Origin of the sequence: Actinomadura alba, assembly GCF_014323705.1 — a bacterium.
Lineage (GTDB): Bacteria > Actinomycetota > Actinomycetes > Streptosporangiales > Streptosporangiaceae > Actinomadura_C > Actinomadura_C alba.
Window position 1 is genome coordinate 78,769 of the sequence record NZ_JABVEC010000020.1, and the last position, 22,060, is coordinate 100,828.

Annotated in this window: 21 protein-coding genes and 1 pseudogene; 13 read left to right on the forward strand and 9 right to left on the reverse strand. The window is 66.5% G+C overall.

Going from position 1 to position 22,060, the window contains the following annotated elements; translation table 11 throughout:
- Positions 1 to 29: 29 nt before the first annotated feature.
- A complete protein-coding gene (locus tag HKK74_RS24635; RefSeq protein WP_187245708.1) occupies positions 30 to 614 on the reverse strand; it encodes an RDD family protein in 585 nt (194 codons plus the stop codon).
- Here HKK74_RS24635 and HKK74_RS42180 point away from each other — a divergent pair.
- Positions 613 to 1,179: pseudogene (locus tag HKK74_RS42180) on the forward strand (NsdA family TPR-like regulatory protein); the annotation flags it as partial. The gene HKK74_RS24635 and the pseudogene HKK74_RS42180 sit on opposite strands and share 2 nt — an antisense overlap.
- A 65-nt stretch (positions 1,180 to 1,244) precedes the next feature.
- Here the strand turns inward: HKK74_RS42180 and HKK74_RS24645 are convergent.
- Together HKK74_RS24645 and HKK74_RS24650 are read right to left on the reverse strand one after the other, a co-directional pair.
- Positions 1,245 to 1,940 carry a suppressor of fused domain protein gene (locus tag HKK74_RS24645; RefSeq protein WP_222722692.1) on the reverse strand — a complete coding sequence of 232 codons (696 nt, stop codon included), beginning with the start codon at positions 1,938 to 1,940 and terminating at the stop codon, positions 1,245 to 1,247.
- A 264-nt stretch (positions 1,941 to 2,204) separates the two neighbouring features.
- A complete protein-coding gene (locus HKK74_RS24650) occupies positions 2,205 to 2,480 on the reverse strand; it encodes a YggT family protein (protein WP_187245710.1) in 276 nt (91 codons plus the stop codon).
- Between the two features lie 223 nt (positions 2,481 to 2,703).
- On the opposite strand from HKK74_RS24650, the gene HKK74_RS24655 reads away from it, so the two are divergent.
- Together HKK74_RS24655 and HKK74_RS24660 are read left to right on the forward strand one after the other, a co-directional pair.
- Positions 2,704 to 2,976 carry a DUF1801 domain-containing protein gene (locus HKK74_RS24655; protein ID WP_187245774.1) on the forward strand — a complete coding sequence of 91 codons (273 nt, stop codon included), beginning with the start codon at positions 2,704 to 2,706 and terminating at the stop codon, positions 2,974 to 2,976.
- Positions 2,977 to 3,262: 286 nt separating this feature from the next.
- Positions 3,263 to 3,796, forward strand: a complete 534-nt coding sequence (locus HKK74_RS24660) for a hypothetical protein (protein ID WP_222722694.1) — start codon at positions 3,263 to 3,265, stop codon at positions 3,794 to 3,796.
- A 156-nt stretch (positions 3,797 to 3,952) separates the two neighbouring features.
- Here the strand turns inward: HKK74_RS24660 and lepB are convergent, their stop codons facing one another.
- Complete coding sequence (lepB, locus tag HKK74_RS24665; protein ID WP_187245711.1) at positions 3,953 to 4,471, reverse strand: signal peptidase I; 519 nt, start codon at positions 4,469 to 4,471, stop codon at positions 3,953 to 3,955.
- 423 nt (positions 4,472 to 4,894) lie between these two features.
- On the opposite strand from lepB, the gene HKK74_RS24670 reads away from it, so the two are divergent.
- From HKK74_RS24670 to HKK74_RS24675, 3 genes are all read left to right on the forward strand, one after another.
- A complete protein-coding gene (locus tag HKK74_RS24670; protein WP_187245712.1) occupies positions 4,895 to 5,926 on the forward strand; it encodes a hypothetical protein in 1,032 nt (343 codons plus the stop codon).
- Between the two features lie 348 nt (positions 5,927 to 6,274).
- Complete coding sequence (locus HKK74_RS41030; RefSeq protein ID WP_281397997.1) at positions 6,275 to 6,604, forward strand: DNA/RNA helicase domain-containing protein; 330 nt, start codon at positions 6,275 to 6,277, stop codon at positions 6,602 to 6,604.
- On the forward strand, positions 6,516 to 7,160 hold the full coding sequence (locus HKK74_RS24675) for a DNA/RNA helicase domain-containing protein (RefSeq protein ID WP_312881724.1): 645 nt from the start codon (positions 6,516 to 6,518) through the stop codon (positions 7,158 to 7,160). Before HKK74_RS41030 ends, HKK74_RS24675 begins: the two co-directional genes overlap by 89 nt.
- Before the next feature lie 110 nt (positions 7,161 to 7,270).
- On the opposite strand, the gene HKK74_RS24680 is transcribed toward HKK74_RS24675, so the two are convergent.
- Together HKK74_RS24680 and HKK74_RS24685 are read right to left on the reverse strand one after the other, a co-directional pair.
- On the reverse strand, positions 7,271 to 7,501 hold the full coding sequence (locus tag HKK74_RS24680; protein ID WP_187245713.1) for an ATP-binding protein: 231 nt from the start codon (positions 7,499 to 7,501) through the stop codon (positions 7,271 to 7,273).
- Between the two features lie 3 nt (positions 7,502 to 7,504).
- Entirely contained in the window at positions 7,505 to 7,885 is a 381-nt protein-coding gene (locus tag HKK74_RS24685; protein ID WP_187245714.1) for a hypothetical protein, read from the reverse strand.
- Between the two features lie 494 nt (positions 7,886 to 8,379).
- Here HKK74_RS24685 and HKK74_RS24690 point away from each other — a divergent pair, with 494 nt between their 5' ends.
- The 6 genes from HKK74_RS24690 (at position 8,380) to HKK74_RS24715 (ending at position 16,982) form a co-directional block, all read left to right on the forward strand.
- Entirely contained in the window at positions 8,380 to 9,297 is a 918-nt protein-coding gene (locus HKK74_RS24690) for a hypothetical protein (protein ID WP_187245715.1), read from the forward strand.
- The gene (locus HKK74_RS24695; RefSeq protein WP_187245716.1) at positions 9,294 to 11,210 is read left to right on the forward strand and encodes a DNA/RNA helicase domain-containing protein; all 1,917 of its coding nucleotides are present in this window, start codon (positions 9,294 to 9,296) and stop codon (positions 11,208 to 11,210) included. Before HKK74_RS24690 ends, HKK74_RS24695 begins: the two co-directional genes overlap by 4 nt.
- A gap of 1,080 nt (positions 11,211 to 12,290) precedes the next feature.
- Positions 12,291 to 12,707: a restriction system modified-DNA reader domain-containing protein gene (locus HKK74_RS24700; RefSeq protein WP_187245717.1), complete on the forward strand. Its 417-nt coding sequence runs from the start codon at positions 12,291 to 12,293 to the stop codon at positions 12,705 to 12,707.
- A 908-nt stretch (positions 12,708 to 13,615) separates the two neighbouring features.
- Positions 13,616 to 14,659: a hypothetical protein gene (locus HKK74_RS24705; RefSeq protein ID WP_187245718.1), complete on the forward strand. Its 1,044-nt coding sequence runs from the start codon at positions 13,616 to 13,618 to the stop codon at positions 14,657 to 14,659.
- Positions 14,605 to 15,183 (forward strand): hypothetical protein, encoded by a 579-nt coding sequence (locus tag HKK74_RS24710; protein WP_187245719.1) that lies wholly within the window; start codon positions 14,605 to 14,607, stop codon positions 15,181 to 15,183. Before HKK74_RS24705 ends, HKK74_RS24710 begins: the two co-directional genes overlap by 55 nt.
- Complete coding sequence (locus HKK74_RS24715) at positions 15,180 to 16,982, forward strand: cytochrome P450 (RefSeq protein WP_187245720.1); 1,803 nt, start codon at positions 15,180 to 15,182, stop codon at positions 16,980 to 16,982. Before HKK74_RS24710 ends, HKK74_RS24715 begins: the two co-directional genes overlap by 4 nt.
- 404 nt (positions 16,983 to 17,386) lie before the next feature.
- Here the strand turns inward: HKK74_RS24715 and HKK74_RS24720 are convergent, their stop codons facing one another.
- Positions 17,387 to 17,872 (reverse strand): carboxymuconolactone decarboxylase family protein, encoded by a 486-nt coding sequence (locus HKK74_RS24720; RefSeq protein WP_187245721.1) that lies wholly within the window; start codon positions 17,870 to 17,872, stop codon positions 17,387 to 17,389.
- Between the two features lie 198 nt (positions 17,873 to 18,070).
- Here HKK74_RS24720 and HKK74_RS24725 point away from each other — a divergent pair, with 198 nt between their 5' ends.
- Positions 18,071 to 19,009, forward strand: a complete 939-nt coding sequence (locus tag HKK74_RS24725; protein WP_187245722.1) for an RNA polymerase sigma-70 factor — start codon at positions 18,071 to 18,073, stop codon at positions 19,007 to 19,009.
- A gap of 43 nt (positions 19,010 to 19,052) precedes the next feature.
- Here the strand turns inward: HKK74_RS24725 and HKK74_RS24730 are convergent, their stop codons facing one another.
- Both HKK74_RS24730 and HKK74_RS24735 read right to left on the reverse strand, forming a co-directional pair.
- The gene (locus HKK74_RS24730; protein ID WP_187245723.1) at positions 19,053 to 19,370 is read right to left on the reverse strand and encodes a restriction endonuclease subunit S domain-containing protein; all 318 of its coding nucleotides are present in this window, start codon (positions 19,368 to 19,370) and stop codon (positions 19,053 to 19,055) included.
- A gap of 685 nt (positions 19,371 to 20,055) precedes the next feature.
- Complete coding sequence (locus HKK74_RS24735; RefSeq protein WP_187245724.1) at positions 20,056 to 21,909, reverse strand: bifunctional metallophosphatase/5'-nucleotidase; 1,854 nt, start codon at positions 21,907 to 21,909, stop codon at positions 20,056 to 20,058.
- Positions 21,910 to 22,060: the final 151 nt, after the last annotated feature.

Consider the following 22,060-nt stretch of genomic DNA (forward strand, 5'->3'; position numbering starts at 1 on the left):
TGCCTATGCCACGCGGCCCACCTACCTGATCAGCGCAGCCCCGGAGATGCGGGCGTACGGTTGTTCCCGGGATCGTCCACTACGACAATCCCGATCAGCCGGTGCCTCCACGGCCGCCGTGGGCGGGTGATCATCCAGGTGCCAAGGTCCGCTATTGCGGTCCCGAATCTCAGTGCGTCGGGCTGGGAGCGGCGCAGCACCCGCAGCCCAAGCGTCCCGGCGAGCATGCGCAGCCCGGGCCGGGTGCCGTCGCGCGCGGTCACCGTTCGCAGCCCCATCGCCCGCTGCCCCGGGGTCCGGCCCCACAGCATCGGCGGGACGGTCTCATAACCGAGGGCGATCAGGGCCAGCCACCGCTCGGCGGCCGTTTCGGGCAGCGGATTGTGCGGCATGAAGAGCCACTTCAGCACCGCTTGGCGGCTCGGCGGTGTCCAGGTGGCGGCCTGCGGATGCGTCTCCTTCGACGCGTCGGCCTGGCCTTGCCGATGCTTGCGTATTCCGTCCCGCACCATCGGCACCCAGATCGGCGCGGTCGCCGCACCGAGCACCACCGCGTCGATCAACTCTGCCGCGTCCTGCCGCCTGAGGCGGGCCGCCACGATCTCGCCTGCCATGATCCATGACACCACAGCAGGCGAATCCTTGGCGAGACCTCCAGCTGCACTCCCCGTTGCAGTCCGGCGGTTGCGTCCACGGAGATGGCGCTCTGGCTCCTACTTTCCCGAGTGGCTGCTGGAGCGTCGACGCGGTGCCACCGCTGCGCTGCGCTGGCTGACCAGCCCGCCCGCAGAGCCGCCCATCGGCAAGGGCCTCCGAGGCGTCGGGTCCGCCGAGGTCCAAGCGATCCGGGGCGTCACCCGCACCTACCTCGAACTGGATAACCGGCTGGGCGGAGCCCGCCTCCGAAAAGCCGTGGTCGACTATTTGGACACCGAGGTCGCGCCGCTACTCAAACACGGCCGCTACAGCGACCAGGTCGGCCGGAGCCTCGCCGGCGCCGAACTCGCACAGCTTGCCGGATGGCTCAGCTATGACGCCGAACAGCACGGCCTCGCCCAGCAGCACCGCCTCCAGGCGCTCTCGCTCGCAGAATCGGCCGGCGACAGCGCCCTGTGCGGCGAGATCATGGCCGCGATCAGTCACCAAGGCATCTACCTCGGGCAGCCCTCCATGGCGATCAACCTTGCCCGCACCGGACAGGCAGCGGCCCGCCGCGCCGGCCTGCCGACAGCGTGCATTCGGTGTCACACGAGCGACGGTCGGGTCGGGTCCAGCAGTTGGCTGACTCCGCCATGGTCGAGTGCGGCGATAAGCGCGTCCGTGCCCTGCGACACCTTGAGCCCGACCTCGGCCGGATGCAGCGGTACCAGCGCGAGCAGTTCGATCTGCGTCCCGTCCCCGACGTCAATGGTCCGCGCCTCCGGTCGGACATTGAGCATCGGCGTGACTACCACCCCGGCGAACGGCGTGCCAGGTGCGTACGGCATCGCAGGATCTCCGTTCGGTACCGAATGCCACTCGCCGATCCACGTCCCGTACTCGTGCGGCAACCGCGCCACCTGCTTCAACACCCGTACCGGCCACCCCGTCCGCTCGTCCTGCAGGGCCGCTTGCGTCAGCGGCCACTCCGCGGGGAGGCACAGCATCAGCTCCGCGTACGGACTGATTCCATGCCCCTCGGGCACAGTCATCGGCCGCTCGCTCATCCCCAATGTGACGAGCGTCTGGTTCGGCCGCTCCGCGGTGGGGCCGACCACGTAGACGTGCACACCGACGAGGTGCGAGGCGATCTCGTGCAGCACGAACGCGACCGGCCCGAAGTGCACGGCAACGTGCCGGTCGATGGCCTCGGCCACCTCCTGCCGCTGCCCGGCCGCCGCCACGAACCCGTCGTACCGCGGCTCATGCCGCACGATCCCCGCCCCAGACACCTCACCCACGGCCACGTAGCCTAGAGCAGTCGACAGCATGGGTGACCAGGCGGCGACGAGCAATGACCACCCGATGAGCGAGCGCCATCGCCGAGCAGGTCCACGGCGCACCCCGCCTCCACGAACCGCCACAGCACCACCGCAGCGGGCGCATCCGCTATTCGGCAGAGTCGGACGGCGTGGTCCGGCGAGCGGGCACCACTCGACCAGCGGCATAAGTGGACGTCGCCAACTGGCGTGGGTCTCAGCTGCCGGCCGCTCGCGAGGCTGCGGCTACAGGCTGAAGGCGATCGAGCGCAGGATCAGCACAACGACGAATACCGCTGTGAACGCCAGGTCGATCGACAGCCCGCCGGCTCGCACCGGCCGCAGCACCCGCCGCACCGGCGAGATCACCGGCTCCGTCCAGGCATGAGTCAGCGCGCGGGCCCGGCTCACCCACCGAGGGCTGTTGGCCAGTACGCCCGCCCAGTCCAGCACCAACCGGGCGATCAGCAGCAATACGAACGCCGTCAAGGCATACCCGAGCAGGGTTCCGATGAGGCTCATGACGAACTCCCCCGTTGTGGCCGCGCTGGCCGTCTTACCCCTATCAACGCCGCCGGCCAGGTCGGAAGTGCCGCCTTCACCGTGTTCTCAGCCGACTATCAGGACAGGCCAGCGCAGGCACTTTGGGCAGCAGCGGCTGACAGCCGAGTCGATGTTCGTTGAGCGCACCGCGGCATGAGCGGACGTTCGCGGTGATCGCGCGGGGCATCCAGATAGGCCTGGCATCAAGCGCACCAACCGCCCGTACTTCGTGCTGCAGGGCAATATCTGCGCGCTATTGGCGGCGAAGAATCACGTCAACGTGTTCCTCTACGACGGCGCCATCGTCCCTGACCCTCAAGGCATAATCACCGGCGGACATGACAACAAAACTGCCCGCACGGTGGCCTTCCACCAGGACGAACCCATCAACGCGCCCGCCCTCACCGCCATGTTCAAGCAGATCATCGCCAACAACCGGGCCGGTGGCTGGCGCAAACTGAAGCGCGAGAGCTGAACAGGCGAGCAACTCCCACGAACATCGCGGCTACTTAGAGACTTCCTGCAGGATCGGTGTCCGGCCAGACTCGGTCCAGGTGCTCGGCGAGACGCTCCCACATTGCGGCTGCCCACCTGTGAGGCACGGGCCTTGCCTGAAGTTGCCGTAGCACCAGGACGGCCGTCCAGGGCCGGCTTGCCGGGCGGTGCCGTCTCGCCATTCGGCACGGGAGTTCACCTCGGGCCACCACGCCCCAAACCCGAGCCGGAACGCCACCCATCCAGCGAGGAGGAGACTGGCGCTCATGACTAATGATGAGGCCGGGTCCAGGCAGCGTTTCCTGGTCCTTCATGACTATGGCATGGGCGGTGTGTGGTGGTGGGTCCACGCGCGATCGGCTATCGCCGAGGTCGAGGTGGTCGACGGCTCGGAAGCGGTCGACCAGGCCAAAGGCTGGGACCTGGACGAGGTCGACGCCGACGCGCCGACCATGCCCGCGGGCCTGGACGACTTGCGCGCCAAGCGGGAGGCTCAACGGAGCATGCCCGGGTTCGGGGCGCTGGCAGACCGAAGCGTTGTCTATCTGCGGCGCCGCTGGGACGGCGAAGACGATGTGGATCCAGCGATCTACTTGATGGAGATCGGATCTGACGGGCGCCGGCTGCGTCAGGTGGAGCTCGCCGAGGATGGGGGCGCAGTCAAGAGCGATCCGAATGATTGGCCCTTCAACCCGCCGGTAGTGGACCTCTTCGACCCGGAGCTGAAGGACTTGGAGATTAGCCGCGACGACTTCGAAGCGGCATGGCAACGCGCCCGCAAGGAAGACAGCAGCTTCTGACCACCCTGCCGGTGTCCTCCCTGATCAATTGGCTCACGAGGCCTGCCCGTCGAGTCTGTTGAGCAGGCCATCGAAGATCTGTTCCCGGGCGATCGGCTCTGTACGGGGCGTGACGGGTGACCTTCCGCTATGTCCGGGGGGAGGCCTTGCCTCTGGTCACTTGAGGACGGCTATTGCGATGACCCCGGCCGCGGGGATTGTGCCGTGATCGGCATCGCTGATGTGGAAGCGTGAGTCCGCCGAGGCCAGCCGATTGTCTCCCATCACCCACATCCGGCCCGCCGGGACGGTAACGGGGCCGAACGGCTGCTCCGCTGCCCGGGTACCCGGCGAGAGATAGGGCTCGGACAGGGCGGTGCCGTTGAGCGTGAAGGACCCGCCGGTCGTACAGCAGCCGATGCGATCTCCACCGATGGCGATCACCCGCTTGACGAATGGCTTCCCGCGGCCGCCGTCCCAGCTCGGCATCATGAACACGACGATCTCTCCGCGCCTCGGCGTGTATCTGCCATCGCTGACAGGTCGAGCGTCGAAGGTCTGCCCCTGCTTGATGGTCGGCGCCATCGCCACGGACGGGTCGGTGTAGCGGTGGTATCCGTGCACCGCCGAGTTCACGACGCCACAGCCCGCCACGAGCCAGAACAGCGCCATCACGGCGATCAATCGCGTGCTCATGACGGTGAACCTATCGGCAGGTCAATCGGGCTAACACCCCGCGTATACCTGAACGCGGGCACAGGGTGCCGTCCTGTGCGTAGGCACCTCGCGGTCTCATCGGAGCCGTGCAGACAGTAGGAGTTCAGGCGTTCTCGGTACATCGAGGACGCCCGGGTCAGGCGGGTGCGCCATCAGGGACTTGAATCCCGAACCCGCGGATTGAGCGCGCGGTGTTCACTGCCGGAGCGTCGCGTTGTAGCCGGTCCCGGCACCGGATTCCCCGGGCAGATGGGGAGGGTTGGCCGGAATCACTGCGTTTCCGTGGACCCAAGATATGAACGACTCCTTACGGCTGCCCGCCACCTGGTGACCTTGGTCGGGCGGCGTTGTCTACTTGCCTTCGCGGGCTTCCCCTCGGCCCGCGAACGGAGACGCACGCCCATGCACCAGACGAAACACCCCACCACCATGCCGCCCTGTCGATGGGGCGCGGTACGGCAGTGCCGGCTCGCGGTCGTGTCGGCGCTCGTGACCGGAATGGTCCTCGTGCCCGCGGTGTCCGTCGCAGCCGCCACTCCAACGAGCACGTCGATCGTCTCGCACCCCACCGCGCACGAGTACAGCAACATGCGGCAGCCGTCCACGACTCTCCGCAACCCGGCGAATCAGTCGTCGACCAAGCACCCGTCCCACAAGCCGAAACCGACCCCAACACCGACACCGACGCCGTCGAATCCGCTGGCGCCGCACGCGCCGGTCGGTCTGTACGTGGCCTCCTCTCCTGAACTGGCCCCGCAGTCCTGCCAGAGCATGACCACGCCACTGGCGCGGAGCACTCACCCTGTCTTCGGCGTCAGCAGCGGCGCCCCGGCCTACAACGCCGACCGGCCGAACCTGCGGGCTACCTTCGAGGTGTCGCGCTCGAGCGGAGAACCCCTTCTCACCCAGAGCGTGACCTTCGTCGGTTCATCGGCGCGCTTCCAGGTACCCGACGGCGTGCTGACCGACGGTGCCTACCGGGTGCGAGCGCGGGCCGAGGACGGGGCGGCGGTCTCGGAGTGGCTGCCCTGGTGCGCGTTCACCGTCGACACCTCCAACGCGGTGCCCACCCCGAGCGTCCCCGACACGCTGCGCATCTCCACCGGCCCCTACTCCGGATTCCAACAGTGCGGAGCCGAGAGCGGCGATCCTGCCGTGAGAACCGGTAACAGCCTGAGCTTCGCCGCCAACCCGACCCCCTCGATCATCGGCGTCACCTACCCGAACCTGAGCGCGACCTTCGAGATCGGCCACCCAGGGCAGGAGCCGCTGATTCGGAAAACCGAACCCGTCTGGCCCAGCGGCCTGGTGTTCGGCGCCGGCCTCGCACCAGGGACGCTGACACCCGGCTCCTACCAGTTCCGCGTCCGCGCCGAGGACGGGAACGCGGTCTCGGCCTGGTCTTCCTGGTGCGCCTTCACAGTCACCGAATAGCGGGCGGAACAATCGCGGGAAGACCATGTCCGCCACCGCGCCTCGACGCGCCCACGATTGGGGGACCGATCGGGTCGACCCAGCTGACGCCCACAGCTACACCGTCCCGTTGTGTGGGTTCACCGGCGACCTCTCCGACTCGATGTGGTGGCCTGGCGATTTCGGTCGCCATGGGTCTTCCGGTACGGAGTCGTCCGGCCGCGCAAGCCCTGGGTGATCCGGGTCGGTCAGTTCCCGTAGGACCTGCCGAACAGCCTCCGCAGGAGCGCCGGACCCACCGACCCGGGCTGCGGGAGGCAGGATCGAGACCATTGGGCGGCGAACCTGTTCAAGTACTTCAACAACTTCATGGAGGCTGGCAAGAATGGCCTCGACGTACTCATCTGCGACGAGGCCCACCGCATCCGCGAGGTCTCGGCCAACCAGTACACCCCCGCTCGGCTGCGCACCGGACGTCCGCAGGTCGACGAGCTCATAGATGCGGCCCGTGTGCCGGTGTTCCTGCTGGACGAGCACCAGATCGTACGTCCCGGCGAGATCGGCTCCGTTGAGCAGATCCCGCAGGTACGCCGAGGCCAAGGGGCTCCAGGTGGAAGTAGTGCCGTTGGACGGTCAGTTCCGGGCGGGCGGCAGCCGGACCTACGGGGAATGGGTGCTGCGACTGCTCGGTCTGCGTGACGGCGGTCCGCAGCGTTGGACCGGTGACGAGAATTTCGAGGTCACGTCCGCGGAATCCCCGTACGAACTGGAGGCGGTGCTGCACTCCCGGCTCCAAGCCGGCTTTTCCGCACGGATGACGGCCGGATTCTGCTGGCCGTGGAGCAATCCGCGTAAGGACGACACGCTTGTCCTGGACGTCGAGGTGGGCGATTGGGTTCGGCCGTGGAACGTCAAGGGTGAGCGGGGCGTGGGCAACTTCCCTCCCAGCGCGCTATGGGCCACCGCCGATGGCGGCTTCGAGCAGATCGGCTGCGTCTACACCGCGCAAGGTTTCGAATACGACTGGAACGGCGTGATCATCGGCCCAGACCTCCTCTGGCGGAACGGACGTCTGATCACTGTCCGCTCCGCCAGCAAGGACCCGGCGCTCAAGAAGAACGGCATCACAGACGAGCAGGCCGATCGTCTGATCCGTAACACCTACAAGGTCCTGCTCACCCGAGGCATGGTCGGCACAGTGCTCTATTCGGTGGATGAGGAGACCCAGGAGTTCCTTGCCGAGCTTGTTCGTTAAAGAGCTAAGAACCCAGGTGGTGTGAAGCCGCGGCCCTGGAGTACCTTCCTCGGGGGTCCGGAGGGGGGATCGGAGCGTCTATCCCAGGACCGCGACGCATCTCCCCCGCCTCAGAGCTCCAACTCGAACCAGGTGCAGGTGCCGCCGCCACCATCCGGCTCCATGCCCCATTCCTCGGCAACCGCCTTGACCAGCAATAACCCCCGGCCCGACTCGGCATACAGGTCATGGATGACCCGGGGCATGGTCTGCGCGCCGCCTTGGTCGACGCCGTCGCTGAAGAGCTCTCTGAACCACGGCAGGCATACCGCGAATTCGACGCTGCTCTGCAGCTCACCCATCTTTCAGAGCTTCTCAAACCCGTAGGAGGTGTGCCGCGGGTCGGCCAATAGTTGCTTCGTTGCCGCGACAGCTCCCCTGGCCCGCACCACGCCAAGGAACTGTTTGGGTCGTAGCCGCACCTCCGCAACTTCTGCCGCGTCGAGGAGTTCTTCATCCGCCTCCGCAGCGATCTCACCCCGGAGATCTGGCAAGCCGCCCTCGCCGAAGCACGCGAACGTCTCTGCCTCCTCGACCCCGACGACAAGGCCCTCGACGGCCTGAAGTTCAGCGATGCCTCCCGGCCGCCTCGCCGAGGCCCGCCTTGTCCGTCCGAATCGCCGATCTTGATGGCGCCGGGATCGTCTTGCGCGAACCCAACCGATTCGTCGTGGCCACATCGTCATAGCCGGACGATAGGCAGCGAACCGCGACGCTGCCGGGATCATGTCCGTATACGTCAGCGAATGCAATGCCGCGTGATGTACACGACGTCGTCTTGGCAGTAGGCACCCGATCACATGGCTGCCGGCCCGTCGTACAGCCGCTTTGGCGCACCCCTATACCACACGAGATGGGGGTCCTCGGGTACCAAGCACCGCTCACCGCAAGACGCGCCGACATCGAGCGGCCGGGCTGGACCACCGGACCAGTGGCGAAACCTACGTGGCAGTCGAGTTGAAGGAGTCGAGCCAGGGCGAGATCGAGGACGAATGACCCAAACACGCCCCTGCTGTCTAATATGTCCGACTCGCGGTATTTAATTTGATTGCCGGATAATCCCTCTATGGGTCCTCCGCTCGCTGATCTCCCCACCGCAAGTTCATCGCAGCCGAGCGCCACCACCAGAACTCCTTCGAGGGGTCGTCGCGTGGCGAGGGGGCCGGAGTTGCTTACGGCCATGGTCTACGTGCCTGCTCGTTCGCAGGGGAACTTGGACATCGGTATCCAGCAGTCGATCTGGGGCTGGCGATCGGAGACCGTCGACCGCGGTGGCACCAAGCAAGTGCTGGAGAGCCTGCGTGCGGGTGACTATCTGATGTTGGGGCATCAGGGGCCCAATCCCCGCGTCCTGCCGGGCCGCTGGGCTGACGCCAGTCTTGAGAAACTGGTGGTGGCCCGCCTTTCCGGCGCGGTGTACCAGGACACGGCCCCAGTGTGGCCGGACGACGTCTACCCACACCGGGTACGCCTGGACATCCTCGAGATCCAGGAGAACGTCAAGGGCCACATGCTCGGCCCCGGGGCCATGGAGGCTCTGCGACTGTCCGCGAACAAACAAGGCGCACCAGTCTTGCAGCAGGCTCTGGACGCCGTCGATCTACTCATCGACTCCACCGCGGGTGAGGCGGCGGACTCCGACACGCTTGACGACCCAGCGGACCGCTATCTGGACATCGACGGTGCGCTGGACCAGCGAGCCCGCACATTCATTCGCAGGGAACAACAGCGGCTACGCGCCAAAAAGTTCGGCAAGGCGAAGCGTTTGCAGTGTGCGCTGTGCAGGCGGATCTTGCCGTCGCAGGTAATACACACCGCTCATATCAAAAGGCGACGGGACTGCAGTTTTGACGAGCGGCGAGACCTGGCCAACATTATGGCCGCGTGCGTGCTCGGTTGCGACGTGCTTTTCGAGTACGGATACCTCTACGTGGGTGACGACGGCACGATTCACGCATCCGCGGCAGCAGAGAGCGAGCCAGGCCTGGAAGAGGCCGTCGCCAGAACGCTAAGGCAGGACTGCACGGAATTCAATGAGGACAGCCGCCCATATTTCGCCTGGCATCGCGAGCATGTCGCGCGGAAAGCGCACCCATGACTTCAACGTCCGGCGAGCAGGTCCGTTGTGTCTGGCGTGGTCGGGTTGGAGAGCTGGCGCAGTTGCTGGGCCAGCCCTCTTTTTACGCCAGCTGCGTTCAGCGGTACGAGGCTGCTAATTTCGGCTCGATCAGTGATGCCGAGCACCACAGTTGGCATCGAAGTTGGCCTCCGCTGGTTGATGTGCTGTTGCGGGCGGGTCTAGGAAAGATGCAGATCTACCTGGAGTACGGAACTCCCGGTGGCGCTGGTCGCTTCGACGCCCTGCTACTAGGAAAGACCAAGCATGGCACCCCCGCCCTTATCGTGGTTGAGCTTAAACAGTGGACAGAGACACAGGTCCTATCCGACCGGCTGGTTCGCCGCTCAGACGGTATGGAGGTTTCTCATCCTGTCGTACAGGTAGCCGCCTACCTGGCGTTCATCAGAGAGTGGTTCGAGGCCGGCTCGGCAACGGTGACCGTTCGTGGACTGGTCTTCCTTCACAACGCCACCAGCGCCGAGGTTAAAGAACTGCAGGCAGGTCCACAGCCCGACCCATCCAACAAGATCCCGGTTCTGAGCGGGGAAGACCTAGGGGCAGGAGTACCTAGGAAGTTGTTGGCTCAACGACTGCTCGCCGCTGATCTGCACGCCCCAGGTGACCACCAGATCACCAAGTTCGAACGCACTCGCTGGGCTCCAACCCGGCGCCTTCTGGACAGCGTGGCCGACATGCTCGAGTCTGCTCGGTCCTTCACCTTGATCGGTGACCAGCAGGAGGCCTTTCTGCGTATTAAGCGAGCTGTTAACCAGGCCAAGCAGCGGCGTGAAAGGGCTGTTATCACGGTCATGGGTGGTCCCGGCAGCGGCAAGACCGTCATAGCGACTCGGCTTCTGGCGTATCTGGCGCGGCAGCCTGGGTTGGAGCCTCGTTACGTCAGCCCTTCTGGCACGCTTATCGCGCAACTACGCGAAGCCGCAGGCGACCGGGCAGCAGCGGATCTTTTCCTTCTTCCCCGAGAGATGATCACACACGCCATTCGTGGTTCCAGGATCACAGTCTTGGATGAGGGCCAGCGGTTTCCGAGACCAGATGGTGGACGGCTGCTGCAACAGATCATGTCCAAGGTACCCATACTTCTGCTGTTCTTGGACGAGCGGCAGATCATCCGCCCCAACGAAGGTTTTACGGTCGAAGAGATACGACAGATGGCATCCGCCTACGGTGCCGCCGTACACCACCTGACTTTGGCCGGCTGCTTTCGCTGCAATGGGTCGCGAGCCTACGCGAACTGGGTTGACCAGTTGCTCTACGACACCCCGCAACAGTGGGCAGGAGGCGACTTCGACTTTGCCTTGGCCGACGACCCTGCCCAACTCCAAGCTTGGATCGATTACCACACGGTTGCAGGAGCCCGCGCACGCACCGCTGCCGGCTTCTGCTGGCCCTGGAACCGCGACAGGTCCACACTCCGCCCGGAAGTAGCGATTCGGTGGATTGATGCAACCGGACAGCAACGACTTTGGGAAGCACCCTGGAACGCCGCCAAGGCCATGGGCACTCCCCCGCTGGCACCACACCGCAACTTTTGGGCAACTCACCCGGGAGGTCACCGGCAGATCGGCTGCATTTATACAGCCCAGGGTCTGGAATATGAATACGGCGGAGTCATCATCGGCCCAGACCTCGTCTACCGCGACGGCACCTGGCAGGCCCGGCCCGGCGAAAGCCACGACGATGCCCTCAAGGGTCTGCCGCCGCATCAATACCTGCCGCTCGCCCTCAACATCTACCGGGTGCTACTCACCCGCAGCACCCGAGCCACTCGCATATATTCCACAGATCCTGAGACCCGGGCGTTCCTCGCTTCGCTTCTGAAAAGCCACCAGCCGGAGCAAGCTCGTGATGGCTCAGGGGTCGCGACCCATTAATCGTGTTAACACGCGCCGACAGTGTGCACGCGTGGCTGAGCAGGCAGGCGCTCACATCGCGCACCATCGCCTCCCGTTCGTCGGTGCCCAGCAAACGCGCCGCGGATCCGGTCGGTCTGCGTTAGACCCTCAGTACTTCCTCCACAACCTCCGCTACGGAATGCAGGTGGCTGATACCAGCACGAGCTTGTCGCCGCCGGGTTTCCGGACGCAGCACCGGAACTGCCCTGGCCAGCTGTCGACCGATGTCCCCGCCAGCAATGACCGGCTCCGTGGGCCCTGTCGGGAGAAGCGGCTCGGTCCGGCGGAGACGGCACAGGAGAAGGGACGCCATGAGCTGGAGGAGTTCTGCCGACAGTCGAAGCAGCCGACGATCTCGGGCGCATCGCCGTTCAGCTGGCACATCCAGCCACAGCCGGCTCAGCTCCTTCGCGTCATCGTCGCGGTCGCCTTCCACCCGACGGTGCTCAAACACGTGTACACGCTCCTTCGGGGGCGCGATGTCGAGACCGGACGGCCGGATCCAGAACGACGCGATGAGCAATTCGCCCGCCTGCAGAGCGCCCAGGCACAGGTACTCGACCTCACCAACTGGCACGTTCCTGCAATGCCTCGAACGCGCCAGCTTCCGCGGAAGCGGATGATCTCCAGTGAGAACGCGATCCTGTTCAGCTATGCCATGTGGCTCATCGGACGGATCAAGTTCAACGCCCCGATCGAGCGGCTGCGCGAAGTGATCGCACGGTGGTTCTTCATGGCCCACACCACGGGTCGATACACCAGCACGTTCGAGTCGCAGGGCGAACAGGACTTCGCCCGGCTAAGCGACGCGGAAGACGCCGAAGGGTTCTGCCGCCGCATCGACCAGGTGGTCGAAAGCACGTTCACCAACGATTACTGGACCATCACGCTGCCGAATGAACTCTGCACCTCGGCGGCCAAGTCTCCGGCGACAACATCAAGATCTCTGACAAGGCGCCGAGTGAATACTGGCCCGCGGAGGTCACCGCACGGGGGATCTCCCCCGCGCGCCTCGCCAGGCAGTGTTATCTCCACGCGCTACCCGACGGCTGGGAGCACTTGGACTACCGGGAGTTCCTGGAGCGTCGGCGCAAGCTCATGGCGCAGGTCGTCCGCGACGCCTTCAGCCTGCTCAGCGAGAGCTCGTACAAGCCGTCGTATCCGAAGCCTGAAGGCGAACCGCCGAGGCCGAGCCGTACGCACGTCGGGGTCAAGCTCGCCGACCTTCTCAACACCGGCCTCCTCTCACCGGGCGCAACGCTGATCGACGCCCAACAGGGCGGGGACTCGGTGGCGGTCGTCCTGGATGACGGGCGCATCTTCCTCAACGGCGAGACGTACGACACTCCGTCCGGTGCCGGCAAGGCCCTTGCGGAGAGCAGTGTCAACGGCTGGGAGTACTGGTCCGCCGATACGCCGGACGGTCTGCGTACTCTCGCATCGCTGCGCGACGAGTATCTCGCGCGCGACGCCTAGCTTGATCTTTAACCTGGGGTGTTGGTGGTGGGGCCCCGGTTGATCACGGTGGAAGCCCTTGGTTGATCATTCCTTCTTGCGACAGACGGAAGATCACAACCAAGGGCTTCGATGATCAGTGTGCACGATGCTGGCGTTGCCGGCGCGCTCGGGGAGCTGTCATGGTTCCGGCGGGAGTTCTACCAGTGCCTGACCGCGCGGGCGGATGCGTTGTTCGAGCTGACCAACGCGGTGTTGTGCGCGGACGGCCCCGTCCACTCGCTGGCGGACACGTCATGGCGCGAGAAATCGCCGCCCCGACCGGCATCGGCCACTAAATCCCCACGGAAAGATCCGCCGCCACGGTAGTGCAGCATGTCAGGCGATGTCCACAGATGCCTTATCTGTGAGGAAAGTACACCGTGGAGATTTGTGTACGAAGTTCACAAAATGCCTGGATTTTGACGACCGCGACGCACGGCGCAGCGCCCGCCGAAGGCGATCGGACACTGATCGCGCTCTTGAACGTGTGCACCCCAACCACGCCACCTGATCATCGAAGGCATACATGTGGCCCGCGTCGTGGCGGGCCCACGGCACAGGGGTCACGGTGAGCCCGTGCTCAGAACACGTCACCCTCGCCGCGTAGGTTCGGCGGCCGGACTGTCCGACGCCGATGTAACACGCCACCCGAATGTGGTCAATACCGTCAGAGCGAGGGTCGACGGGTGACCGGGGAGCAACATGGACATGACGCCGATTGATCGCTTACCGTCGCGGGATGAAAATGGCGCGCCGGCACGTCACCGGCCGGCCGCGGACCGGGAACGTTCCGGGCAGTCGCTTCTCAGCGCGGTTCGGGGCAGTGCACCATGCAAGCTGCCCGGATGCGGAAGTCACCACAACAAGGTGTGCCAGCGGGAGGATGGATGAAGCAGGTACTGCCGGTCATCGAGTACTGGCGTCGCCGGATCGAGGACCATCCGCTGCACACCTGGCTGGTGACCAACGAGCAGGGCGTGCGGCCAGAGCAGAAGCTGTGGTTCGCGCTCTACTTCACGAACTTCATCATGTACTTCCGCGAGCTGAACCTCTACCACATCTCCTATTGCCAAGAGCGCACATTGGACCGGCAGCGGGAGGCGATCTCCGCGCACGCCGACGAGGACATGACGCATTCCCGGATGTTCATGCGGGACCTGCGCACGCTCGGCTGGGACGAAATGCTGGGGTGGCGCCCGTCGGAGTTGTACTACTGGCTGTTCCTCAGTGAGGTCAACGAGCCGTTGCGCCGGCGCACCACGCAGATCACGAAGCTGGTTATCGAGGCTGAGGACCCGGTGGTCCGGTTCGCCGTCGTGGAATCGATCGAGATCTGCGGCAACGCCCTGTTCCGGCACACCAACAAGCTGGCCAACGAGTACACCGCCCGCACCGGCAAGGAGCTCATCTACTGGGGCGACTTTCACCTCGAGCGGGAGACCGGTCATGCCGTGGAGGACGACGCGTTCGAGGATGCGGTGCTCACCGAGGAGCAGCGCGAGGCGGCACGGCGGCGGGCGATCCGGATCTTCGAGCTGATCGACGAGCAGAACAGCGACATGCTGCGGCTCGCCCAGGAGACGATCTCGCAGGGCGGCTTCGAGTACCGGCGCGGCATCCACGCCGCGCCACCGACCTGGGTACCGACGATTCCCGGTCCTGAGGTGTTCGACTTCAACTTCTGGCCGGACACCGACGCGCACCCGAGCCAGCGCGTCATCCAGCAGACCTGGCGGCAGTGCCGGCAGGCGTTGCGCGACTCGGAGCACATGGGCTTCTTCACCGCGGACACCCTGACCGAAGCCAGGCCAAGTTGCGCTTCGCGGTGCTCTACAGCGCCACGGACACCTGCGGCACGCCGACGGTCTACAAGTACATGCTGCCGTACCCGATCCCGGTCAACGCGCAGCAGCGGGCGATCAACCGGCTGAGCAAACGGTTCGGCCGCCGCGCCGCGATGCTGTTCGTCGACTGGCAGTCGCTGGACCTCGACGAGCACCTGGACTGGTCGGTCAGCCGCACGCTGGACTTCATCTACCTGGACAGGGCCACCGACGCGCACCGCGACACCCGGGGCATCATCACCCACCACATCGACGTCACCCTCGACCCCGTACTGCGCTACTGGACGATCGCCACGCTCAAGGGCCTGACCGAGACGTACGCGACGGCCACCGGCCGGCTCGCCGAATGGGTGGCCGAGGAGGTCGGGCTGGACCTGCCGTACATGACGCTGCGGCTACGCCCGGACCCGCCGGAGCTGGAGGAGGATCCGGAGGCCGAGGCCATCGAGTTCTGGCGGCTGCCGGTCAGCGAGCAGACCGCGCAGCAGGGCGTCGCCCTGGTCACCGGGATCTACCAGCAGATCCTCGCCCGGCTCGACGCGATGGTCGCCTCCTGGGACAAGCAGGACTACCCGGAGGTGCTGCGGGTTCTCGGGGAGGCCGGCCGGTGACGGTCACCGCGGTCATCTTCGACGTCGGCGGCGTGCTGGCCCATCCGGGTGCCGGCCAGTTCTCGGAGGAGTTCTTCGGCAGTCATCTGGCGAACGGCGACCATCCGTGGCACCGCCTCGAACGCGGCGAGCTGACCCTGGCCCAGGCGATGCCGATGCTCGATCTGCCACCCGGGCCGCCCCGTCCACCCCTGCCGTACACGCTGGACGAGGACTACCTGGAACTTGCCGAGCAACTGGCCGAGGCCGGCGTGAAGCTCGCGCTGTGCACGAACACGCCCCGGGAGTCCGCGCCGCTGTGGCAGGCGCTGTACCCGTGGGCGGACCTGTTCGACGTGATCATCCGCTCCTGCGACATCGGCGCGCGCAAGCCCGACGTGCGTTTGGTGCGCACCGCGCTGGAACAGCTCGGCACCGACCCGCGCGAGACCCTGTTCGTCGACGACCTGCCGGCCAACTGCGAATCGGCCCGGACCCTCGGCGTGACCGTCGTCGACGGCGGCGGCCCGGAAGGCATCACCCGTATCCGCACGCTGACCGGTGTCGCGGCGGACGCCCCGCGCCGGGCGATCGGTTACCGCGGCCCGCGGCGACCGCCCGTGCACAGCCGCGGTGACCAACTGCTGGTGGACGTAATGTTCGCTCCGGAACACAACGACGATCCGTACCCGCTGCTGCGCGAGTTGCGCGAGACCTCGCCGCTGCACCAGCTGTCCGGCAGCCCGGTCTGGTACGCCACCCGATACCAGGACTGCCGGCAGGTGCTGCGCCACCCCGACTTCCTGAAGAACACCGAGTACATGGCGGTGGACTTCGTGACCGGCGAGGCGGTACCCCCACCGCCGGCCTCGCTGACCCTGCCGCTGGCGTTTATCGACCCGCCCGAGCACACCCCGGTACGCCAGCTGATGAACTCCGGGTTCACCCGCCGACGGCTGGACGACTGGCGACCGTGGCTGCACAGGCTCGCCACGGGGATCGTCGGTAAGGCCCTATCGGAGGCCGGGCCGATCGACGTGGTCGAGGCGATCTCCTATCCCCTGGCCATGCAGGTCATCTGTGACCTGGTCGGCGTGCCGGCCAACACCCGCAACGACTTCCGGTCACTCATGCGGGACGCGTCGGTCATCTTCGAGCCGGCCCTGCCGCCGCAGCGGACCTACGACGCCATCACCGCGATCATGACGATGACCGAGTACCTCACCGACCTCGGCGACACCGAGGAAGGGCTGCTGCGCGACCTGCTGCACAAGGCCCGCGCCGCCGGCGACGTGTCCGACGAGGACGTGATCGCCAACATCACCTTCCTGTTCTTCGCCGGCTTCGAAACCGTCGCCCACCTGCTGTCCATCACCATGTTCCTGATGGCCACCCACCCCGACCAGTACGCGCTGCTGACTGCCTCACCACAGCTCGCCGCCTCGGCGGCCCAGGAATGCCACCGCTTCCACAGCCCGGTGCGGACCAACGCCCGGGTCGCCGGCCGGGACCTCGACCTGGCAGGCACGCCCATCCCCGCCGGCAACGCCGTGGTGACCCTGCTCGGCGCGGCCAACCGTGATCCGGCAGCGTTCCCCGACCCGGACCGGTTCGACATCACCCGCCACGGACCGGTGCCGCTGACCTTCGGCACCGGGATCCACTACTGCCTCGGCGCCCAACTCGCCCCACTGGAGGCAACCGTTCTCCTGGACAGCCTGATCGCGGCCGGCGTCCGTCAGATCACACCCCGGCAGGCCGACTGGAAACACGCGATCGTGCTGCGCGGCTTCGACACACTGGAGCTCGACTTCACCTGAGCTGCCCAAGCGATGTCGATTGACCTACGTCGGTAACCAGTACGACAGCGCAATGCCCCGTCGGCGGCCACATCTCCCACCCGGAAACCGGCCCAACGGAGCTTGCTCGACGCGAGAAAGAAGGCTGGCAAGAAGGGCGCCTCATCCGACACGGCCGATCCACGAAGCGGACCTGTGACGCCTAACCCCCTTCGGCGCCCCACCGATGTGCGTAAAGGCCGCTGCATCCACGAACTGGCCATCGACCAGTGCGCTTACTGTCTTCCTCCCGCCACCCGGAAGCGGAGCGCCCGCTGACCATGCGGCCGAGTCGGCGGCTCCGAGGGTCGCCGTAGCCGCGCCCGGATATACGCGGGCCCGGCCCGGATCGAATGATCTGGGCCGGGCCGGGATTCGCCTGCCGATCAGCTCGACATGCTGGTGAACATGCCGGGCTCGTAGATACCCCCCGGGTTGCGCAAGATCACGTTGAGCCGGTTGGCCGCGTTGATCATGGCGACCAGGGAGACCAGCGCGGCGATCTGGTCGTCGTCGTAGTGCTTGCGCACCTGGGCCCAGGTCTCGTCGGACACGCCGTGGTGGGCGTCGGCGAGCCGGGTGCCCTCCTCGGTGAGCGCCAGCGCGGCCCGCTCGGCCTCGGTGAACACGGTGGACTCGCGCCAGGCGGCGACGAGGTTGAGCCGGACCGCGGTCTCCCCGGCGGCCGCGGCCTCCTTGGTGTGCATGTCGACGCAGAGGCCGCAGCCGTTGATCTGGCTGGCGCGCAGTGCCACCAGCTCCTGCGTGGACGTCGGCAGTGACGACTGCTGGATCACCAGGCCGACGTTGGCGATCCGCTTGGCGATCTTGACGCCGATCTCGTTGGTCATCAGGTTGATACGGGGTTCCATGACCTGGTCCTCACTCGTGGAGTTGCGTGCCGCGCGGATCGTTCGCGGCGTCCTGACGAACATGGAGATGCCGGCGACCCGATCCCTGTGACAGCGCGGTCATGTGGCGTGCGCCACCGATCGTGGGTGTCACAAAGCGGTGGGGACCGGCGTCTTGTGTGTGGGGCATGGTCGAGGGCGAACAGGCAGGAGCCGGCTATGAGCGAGCGCAGCGAGCGAACAGTGGACACAGCCGAGCCGCTTGCTCGTGGCGACCGGATGGACTCCGCCACCGAGGCGTTCGTCGCCCACCGCAACCTGCTGTTCACGGTCGCCTACGAGATGCTCGGCTCGGCCGCCGACGCCGAAGACGTCTTGCAGGAGACCTGGTTGCGGTGGGTGGGCGTCGATCTCGACACGGTGCGGGATCAGCGTGCGTACCTGGTCAAGATCACCACCCGCCAGGCGCTCACCCGGCTGCGTACGCTCCGCCGGCGCAGGGAGTCCTACGTCGGGCCCTGGTTGCCCGAGCCGTTGCTGACCGCACCGGATGTGGCCGAGGATGTCGAGCTCGCCGAGAGCGTCTCGATGGCGATGCTGCTGGTGCTGGAGACTCTCACGCCGACCGAGCGGGCGGTGTTCGTGCTGCGCGAGGTGTTCGACTTCGGGTACGGCGAGATCGCCGAAGCCGTCGGCAAGAGCCCGGCCGCGGTCCGCCAGATCGCCCACCGGGCACGGTCACACGTCGCTGCACGCCAGCCGCGCGGGGTTGCTTCTCCGAACGAGACCCGACGTGCGCTCGAGGCGTTCCAGCGGACGGTCGAAACGGGCGATCTGCAACACCTGCTCGACATCCTCGCGCCGGACGTCGTCGCGATTAGCGACGGTGGCGGAGTCAAGCAGGCCGTGCTGCGGCCCGTCGTGGGGGCGGACAAGGTGGCCCGCTTGTTCACAGTCGGCCTCACCATGTTCGGCGCCGATATGTCGGTCGAACCGGTGCAGGTCAATGGCGGTCCGGCTCTGATCGTCCGGCTCAACGGGGAGATCGACGGTGTCGTCGCCATGCGGATCGACGACGGCCTGGTCACCGGGTTCTACTACGTGCGCAATCCCGAGAAGCTGTCGCGTGTGGAGCAAGAGACCGCTGTGAGCCGCTGAGCAACACCTACTGATGGCGGGTATCCCATGCGCTCAGTCGACGTCAGCCTCCGGATCGAGCGGGGCGGAGGCCCCCGTCCGCAAGTCCGCCCGTGACGACGCGGGTCATCTCTTCGCCGAGTTCCGCCGTACGGCGTAGGGCCGATTGGAAGGCCTCCAACCGGCGGAAGGCCTCTCCGCACGCTCGTTGCTCCTCGATGGGCAGCAGCGGAACCTCCGCCCGACGAACGTCCACCCGATAGGAGGTCGACATCGAGGTGTAGTGCCGCAGGTTGCGCGAGCCGCGAAGGATTCCGGCGAGAAAATACGGATCGATCCGTTCCGGGTCCGGCCGTAGGACGAAGATGTGGCGTCCCGCCATGAGGCCGCCCTGCTCCTCCACTCGAGCGATCGGGGCTCGTACGAACGTCGGAACCAGCACATCCCCGGCTGGGTCACCGGAAGGTCGGCGTGCGGGTCTTTCAGACGCGCCGAGGGCCGGGTCCCGCGGACGACATCCCCGGCCGTGAGCACCGGCGGTCCTTCGCCCGCCTCGTCGTACGCCTGGACCTGATGGGGTTGGATGACCGACAGTGCCCCAGTCCGCGCAAGCTCGGCGATCGACATCAGCAATCCGGGCCCTGATCCCGCCTGTACCTTCGGGACCAGCTCTGTGACCTCCGCCAAGAGGTTCACGAGATGGCAAGGGGTCGACCATCCGGCGCGCCCACATCATGGCCGACGACATATACACGCACGCTGCTCCCATCCCCACGGCCACAGAGCCGAAGCAGAACAGCTTCCTTCGAGCGGTTCAAGGAGCGTTCACCGAGGTTGCAGCCGAACTCGAGCTGGTTCTGGTGTGAAATTGCCCAAGTGCAGCGCCGGGCCGTCCGTGAAGTCGATCGCGTGCCCGCGGAACACGGCGAACGCCTCGGGAAAGATGGGGTCGATCCGACGGAGACGGACAAGCCTCTTCGCCGAGACGGCCCGGCTCGGTGGCTTCCGGCCGGGCCGTCTCGGCGAACGGGCCGCTCATCACTGAGAAGACCGCTCGGAGCAGCCGTTCAGTCTCCGGAGACCGGCGTCGCCCGGCCCAGCGCCGGCGGGCGGACCGGGGACATCTTCTCCAGGTAGCGCCAGAGCGCGTCGCCGCCGTTGTAGAGGCTGCGGTCCTGCTTCGTCGCCTCGAAGAGGGCGGTGAAGCCGGGCGTGGCGTTCTTGGCGAAGAAGTTGTTCGCCAGGGTGGCGATCCGGTACGTGGCGTGCGGCCGGACCGGCCGGTTGCCGATCCGGATGTCACCCTGGTCGATGCGATGGCCGACCGGCTTCGCGGGGTCGTACGTGTAGCGGACGTTGCCGGAGACCGCCATCTGCCGGTACCGCACCGACCCGTCGGCGGCCTGCTGCCACTGGCTCTCCAGCAGCGCGTCGAGCTGGGCGCCGGTGATGTCGCCCCGGACCAGACCGACGCCGATGCCGCTGTCGTAGACGGTGCCCAGGGCGACTTCGGAGAAGAGCACCTGGCCCGGAGCGTCGGCCGGGTTGGCCGGGTTGGCGGCGTACCGGAGGTCATTGCGAAGGATGCCCGGCATGGCGACCGCGAGGTCGGCTCGCCCGTCCTGGTTCGCCGCCCAGCGGAAGGCGTCGGCGGTCGCGTTGTACATGGTCGACTCGGCGGCGTCTCCCGGCGCCCGGGTCAGATCGGCTGTCACTTTCGCCACCGGGGTGTTGCCCCGTTCCACCGACCGCTTCCGCCAGTACTCCGCGATCCGCAGCGTCTCAGGGTCGGGTGTCACGTCCTTGGTGTTGGCGTGGTTCACCGAGGTGGTCCGGTCGCGCAACACCTCACCCGTCTTCGGGTCGAGCTGGAGGTTGATCTCGTTGATCAGCCGGCCGTGGTTGGCCGCCTCGACCACCGGCCGTGGGTTGCCCGCCGGGTCGGGGAGCGTGCAGTTGACCAGCGCGTGCCAGTGCCCGGTGACGATCGCGTCGACGTCCGGGGTGATCCGGGCGTTGAAGTCCACCGCCGGGCCGAACGGGTTGACGCACTCGTCGTAACCGGCACCGGACTGCTGGGAGAAGCCCTCGTGGACTACCGCCACGATGGCCCGGACGCCCTGCTGTCGCAGGACCGCGGCGTACTTGTTGACCGTGTCGGCCTCGTCGAGGAAGGCGAACCCCTTCGGCGTGTACGACATCTGCTCCTCAGAGAGGAGCTTGGTGGTGGCGAACACGAAGCCGACCGGGATCCGGCCGCCGCGCCCGTCGTCGACGTACTCCACGTGGTACGGCGGCAGCTTCGGCTTGCGGGTGTGCTCGTCGACGAGGTTGCCGGAGTGGTAGCCGAAGTCCGCGCCGCGGAACCGCCGCCCGGTCGAGTCTTCGAAGCAGAGGTCGTCGTCGGGGCGCCCGTCGCAGGTGCCGTCGATCATGTGGCGCAGGAACCCGTAGCCCCGGTCCATCTCGTGGTTGCCGACCGTCGAGAAGTCCAGCCCGATCGAGTTCAGGTACTCGATGGTCGGCTCGTTCCAGAACCAGCCGGTCTCATTCGGCCAGCCGGTGAAGTCGTCTCCGGCGGAGAAGAGGATCGAGTTCCGCTTGCCGGCGCGGAGCTGCTTGAGATGGGTGGTCAGGTACGCGCCGCCGCCGACCTGCTGGGCGGGTTCCCCGGCCCGCGCCCCGGGCACGGTGGTGGTGTAGTCGCCGAAGTAGCCGTGCAGATCGGTGATCGACATCAGCTGCACCGGCACCGGCGCCCCGGCGGTCGAGACCGCGCCGGTGGCGGTCGACGTGGCCGCGCCGGCCGCCGAGGTGGCCGCAAGGGACAAGGCCAGACCGGCGATGATCCCCAGGATCGAGGTGGAGCGTTTCCGGTGCCGGACCGGGCCGGAGCGGAATATTCGTATGGCGTGGCGCATGTGGTCGGGCTCCATGTGACTGAGTGGATCTTGTCCTCTCGGGAGCGTGTCGACCGGCGCTTAACGACGGATGAACGGTGGACCTGGGCAGTCTGACCAGGGGTTTACCAACGTGGCATGCCAGGAGCGCGACGACGGGTTCGGCCAGTTG

What these genes read in the sequence shown, in the direction of transcription:
- HKK74_RS24710 (WP_187245719.1), top strand. Translation starts at nt 14,605, where the DNA reads ATGCTGCCGTACCCGATCCCGGTCAACGCGCAGCAGCGGGCGATCAAC.
- HKK74_RS24635 (WP_187245708.1), bottom strand. Translation starts at nt 614, where the DNA reads ATGGCAGGCGAGATCGTGGCGGCCCGCCTCAGGCGGCAGGACGCGGCA.
- HKK74_RS24695 (WP_187245716.1), top strand. Translation starts at nt 9,294, where the DNA reads ATGACTTCAACGTCCGGCGAGCAGGTCCGTTGTGTCTGGCGTGGTCGG.
- HKK74_RS24680 (WP_187245713.1), bottom strand. Translation starts at nt 7,501, where the DNA reads ATGGGTGAGCTGCAGAGCAGCGTCGAATTCGCGGTATGCCTGCCGTGG.
- HKK74_RS24670 (WP_187245712.1), top strand. Translation starts at nt 4,895, where the DNA reads ATGCACCAGACGAAACACCCCACCACCATGCCGCCCTGTCGATGGGGC.
- HKK74_RS24735 (WP_187245724.1), bottom strand. Translation starts at nt 21,909, where the DNA reads ATGCGCCACGCCATACGAATATTCCGCTCCGGCCCGGTCCGGCACCGG.
- HKK74_RS41030 (WP_281397997.1), top strand. Translation starts at nt 6,275, where the DNA reads ATGGAGGCTGGCAAGAATGGCCTCGACGTACTCATCTGCGACGAGGCC.
- HKK74_RS24660 (WP_222722694.1), top strand. Translation starts at nt 3,263, where the DNA reads ATGACTAATGATGAGGCCGGGTCCAGGCAGCGTTTCCTGGTCCTTCAT.
- HKK74_RS24685 (WP_187245714.1), bottom strand. Translation starts at nt 7,885, where the DNA reads ATGACGATGTGGCCACGACGAATCGGTTGGGTTCGCGCAAGACGATCC.
- HKK74_RS24720 (WP_187245721.1), bottom strand. Translation starts at nt 17,872, where the DNA reads ATGGAACCCCGTATCAACCTGATGACCAACGAGATCGGCGTCAAGATC.
- HKK74_RS24650 (WP_187245710.1), bottom strand. Translation starts at nt 2,480, where the DNA reads ATGAGCCTCATCGGAACCCTGCTCGGGTATGCCTTGACGGCGTTCGTA.
- lepB (WP_187245711.1), bottom strand. Translation starts at nt 4,471, where the DNA reads ATGAGCACGCGATTGATCGCCGTGATGGCGCTGTTCTGGCTCGTGGCG.
- HKK74_RS24725 (WP_187245722.1), top strand. Translation starts at nt 18,071, where the DNA reads ATGAGCGAGCGCAGCGAGCGAACAGTGGACACAGCCGAGCCGCTTGCT.
- HKK74_RS24730 (WP_187245723.1), bottom strand. Translation starts at nt 19,370, where the DNA reads ATGGCGGGACGCCACATCTTCGTCCTACGGCCGGACCCGGAACGGATC.
- HKK74_RS24705 (WP_187245718.1), top strand. Translation starts at nt 13,616, where the DNA reads ATGAAGCAGGTACTGCCGGTCATCGAGTACTGGCGTCGCCGGATCGAG.
- HKK74_RS24690 (WP_187245715.1), top strand. Translation starts at nt 8,380, where the DNA reads ATGGTCTACGTGCCTGCTCGTTCGCAGGGGAACTTGGACATCGGTATC.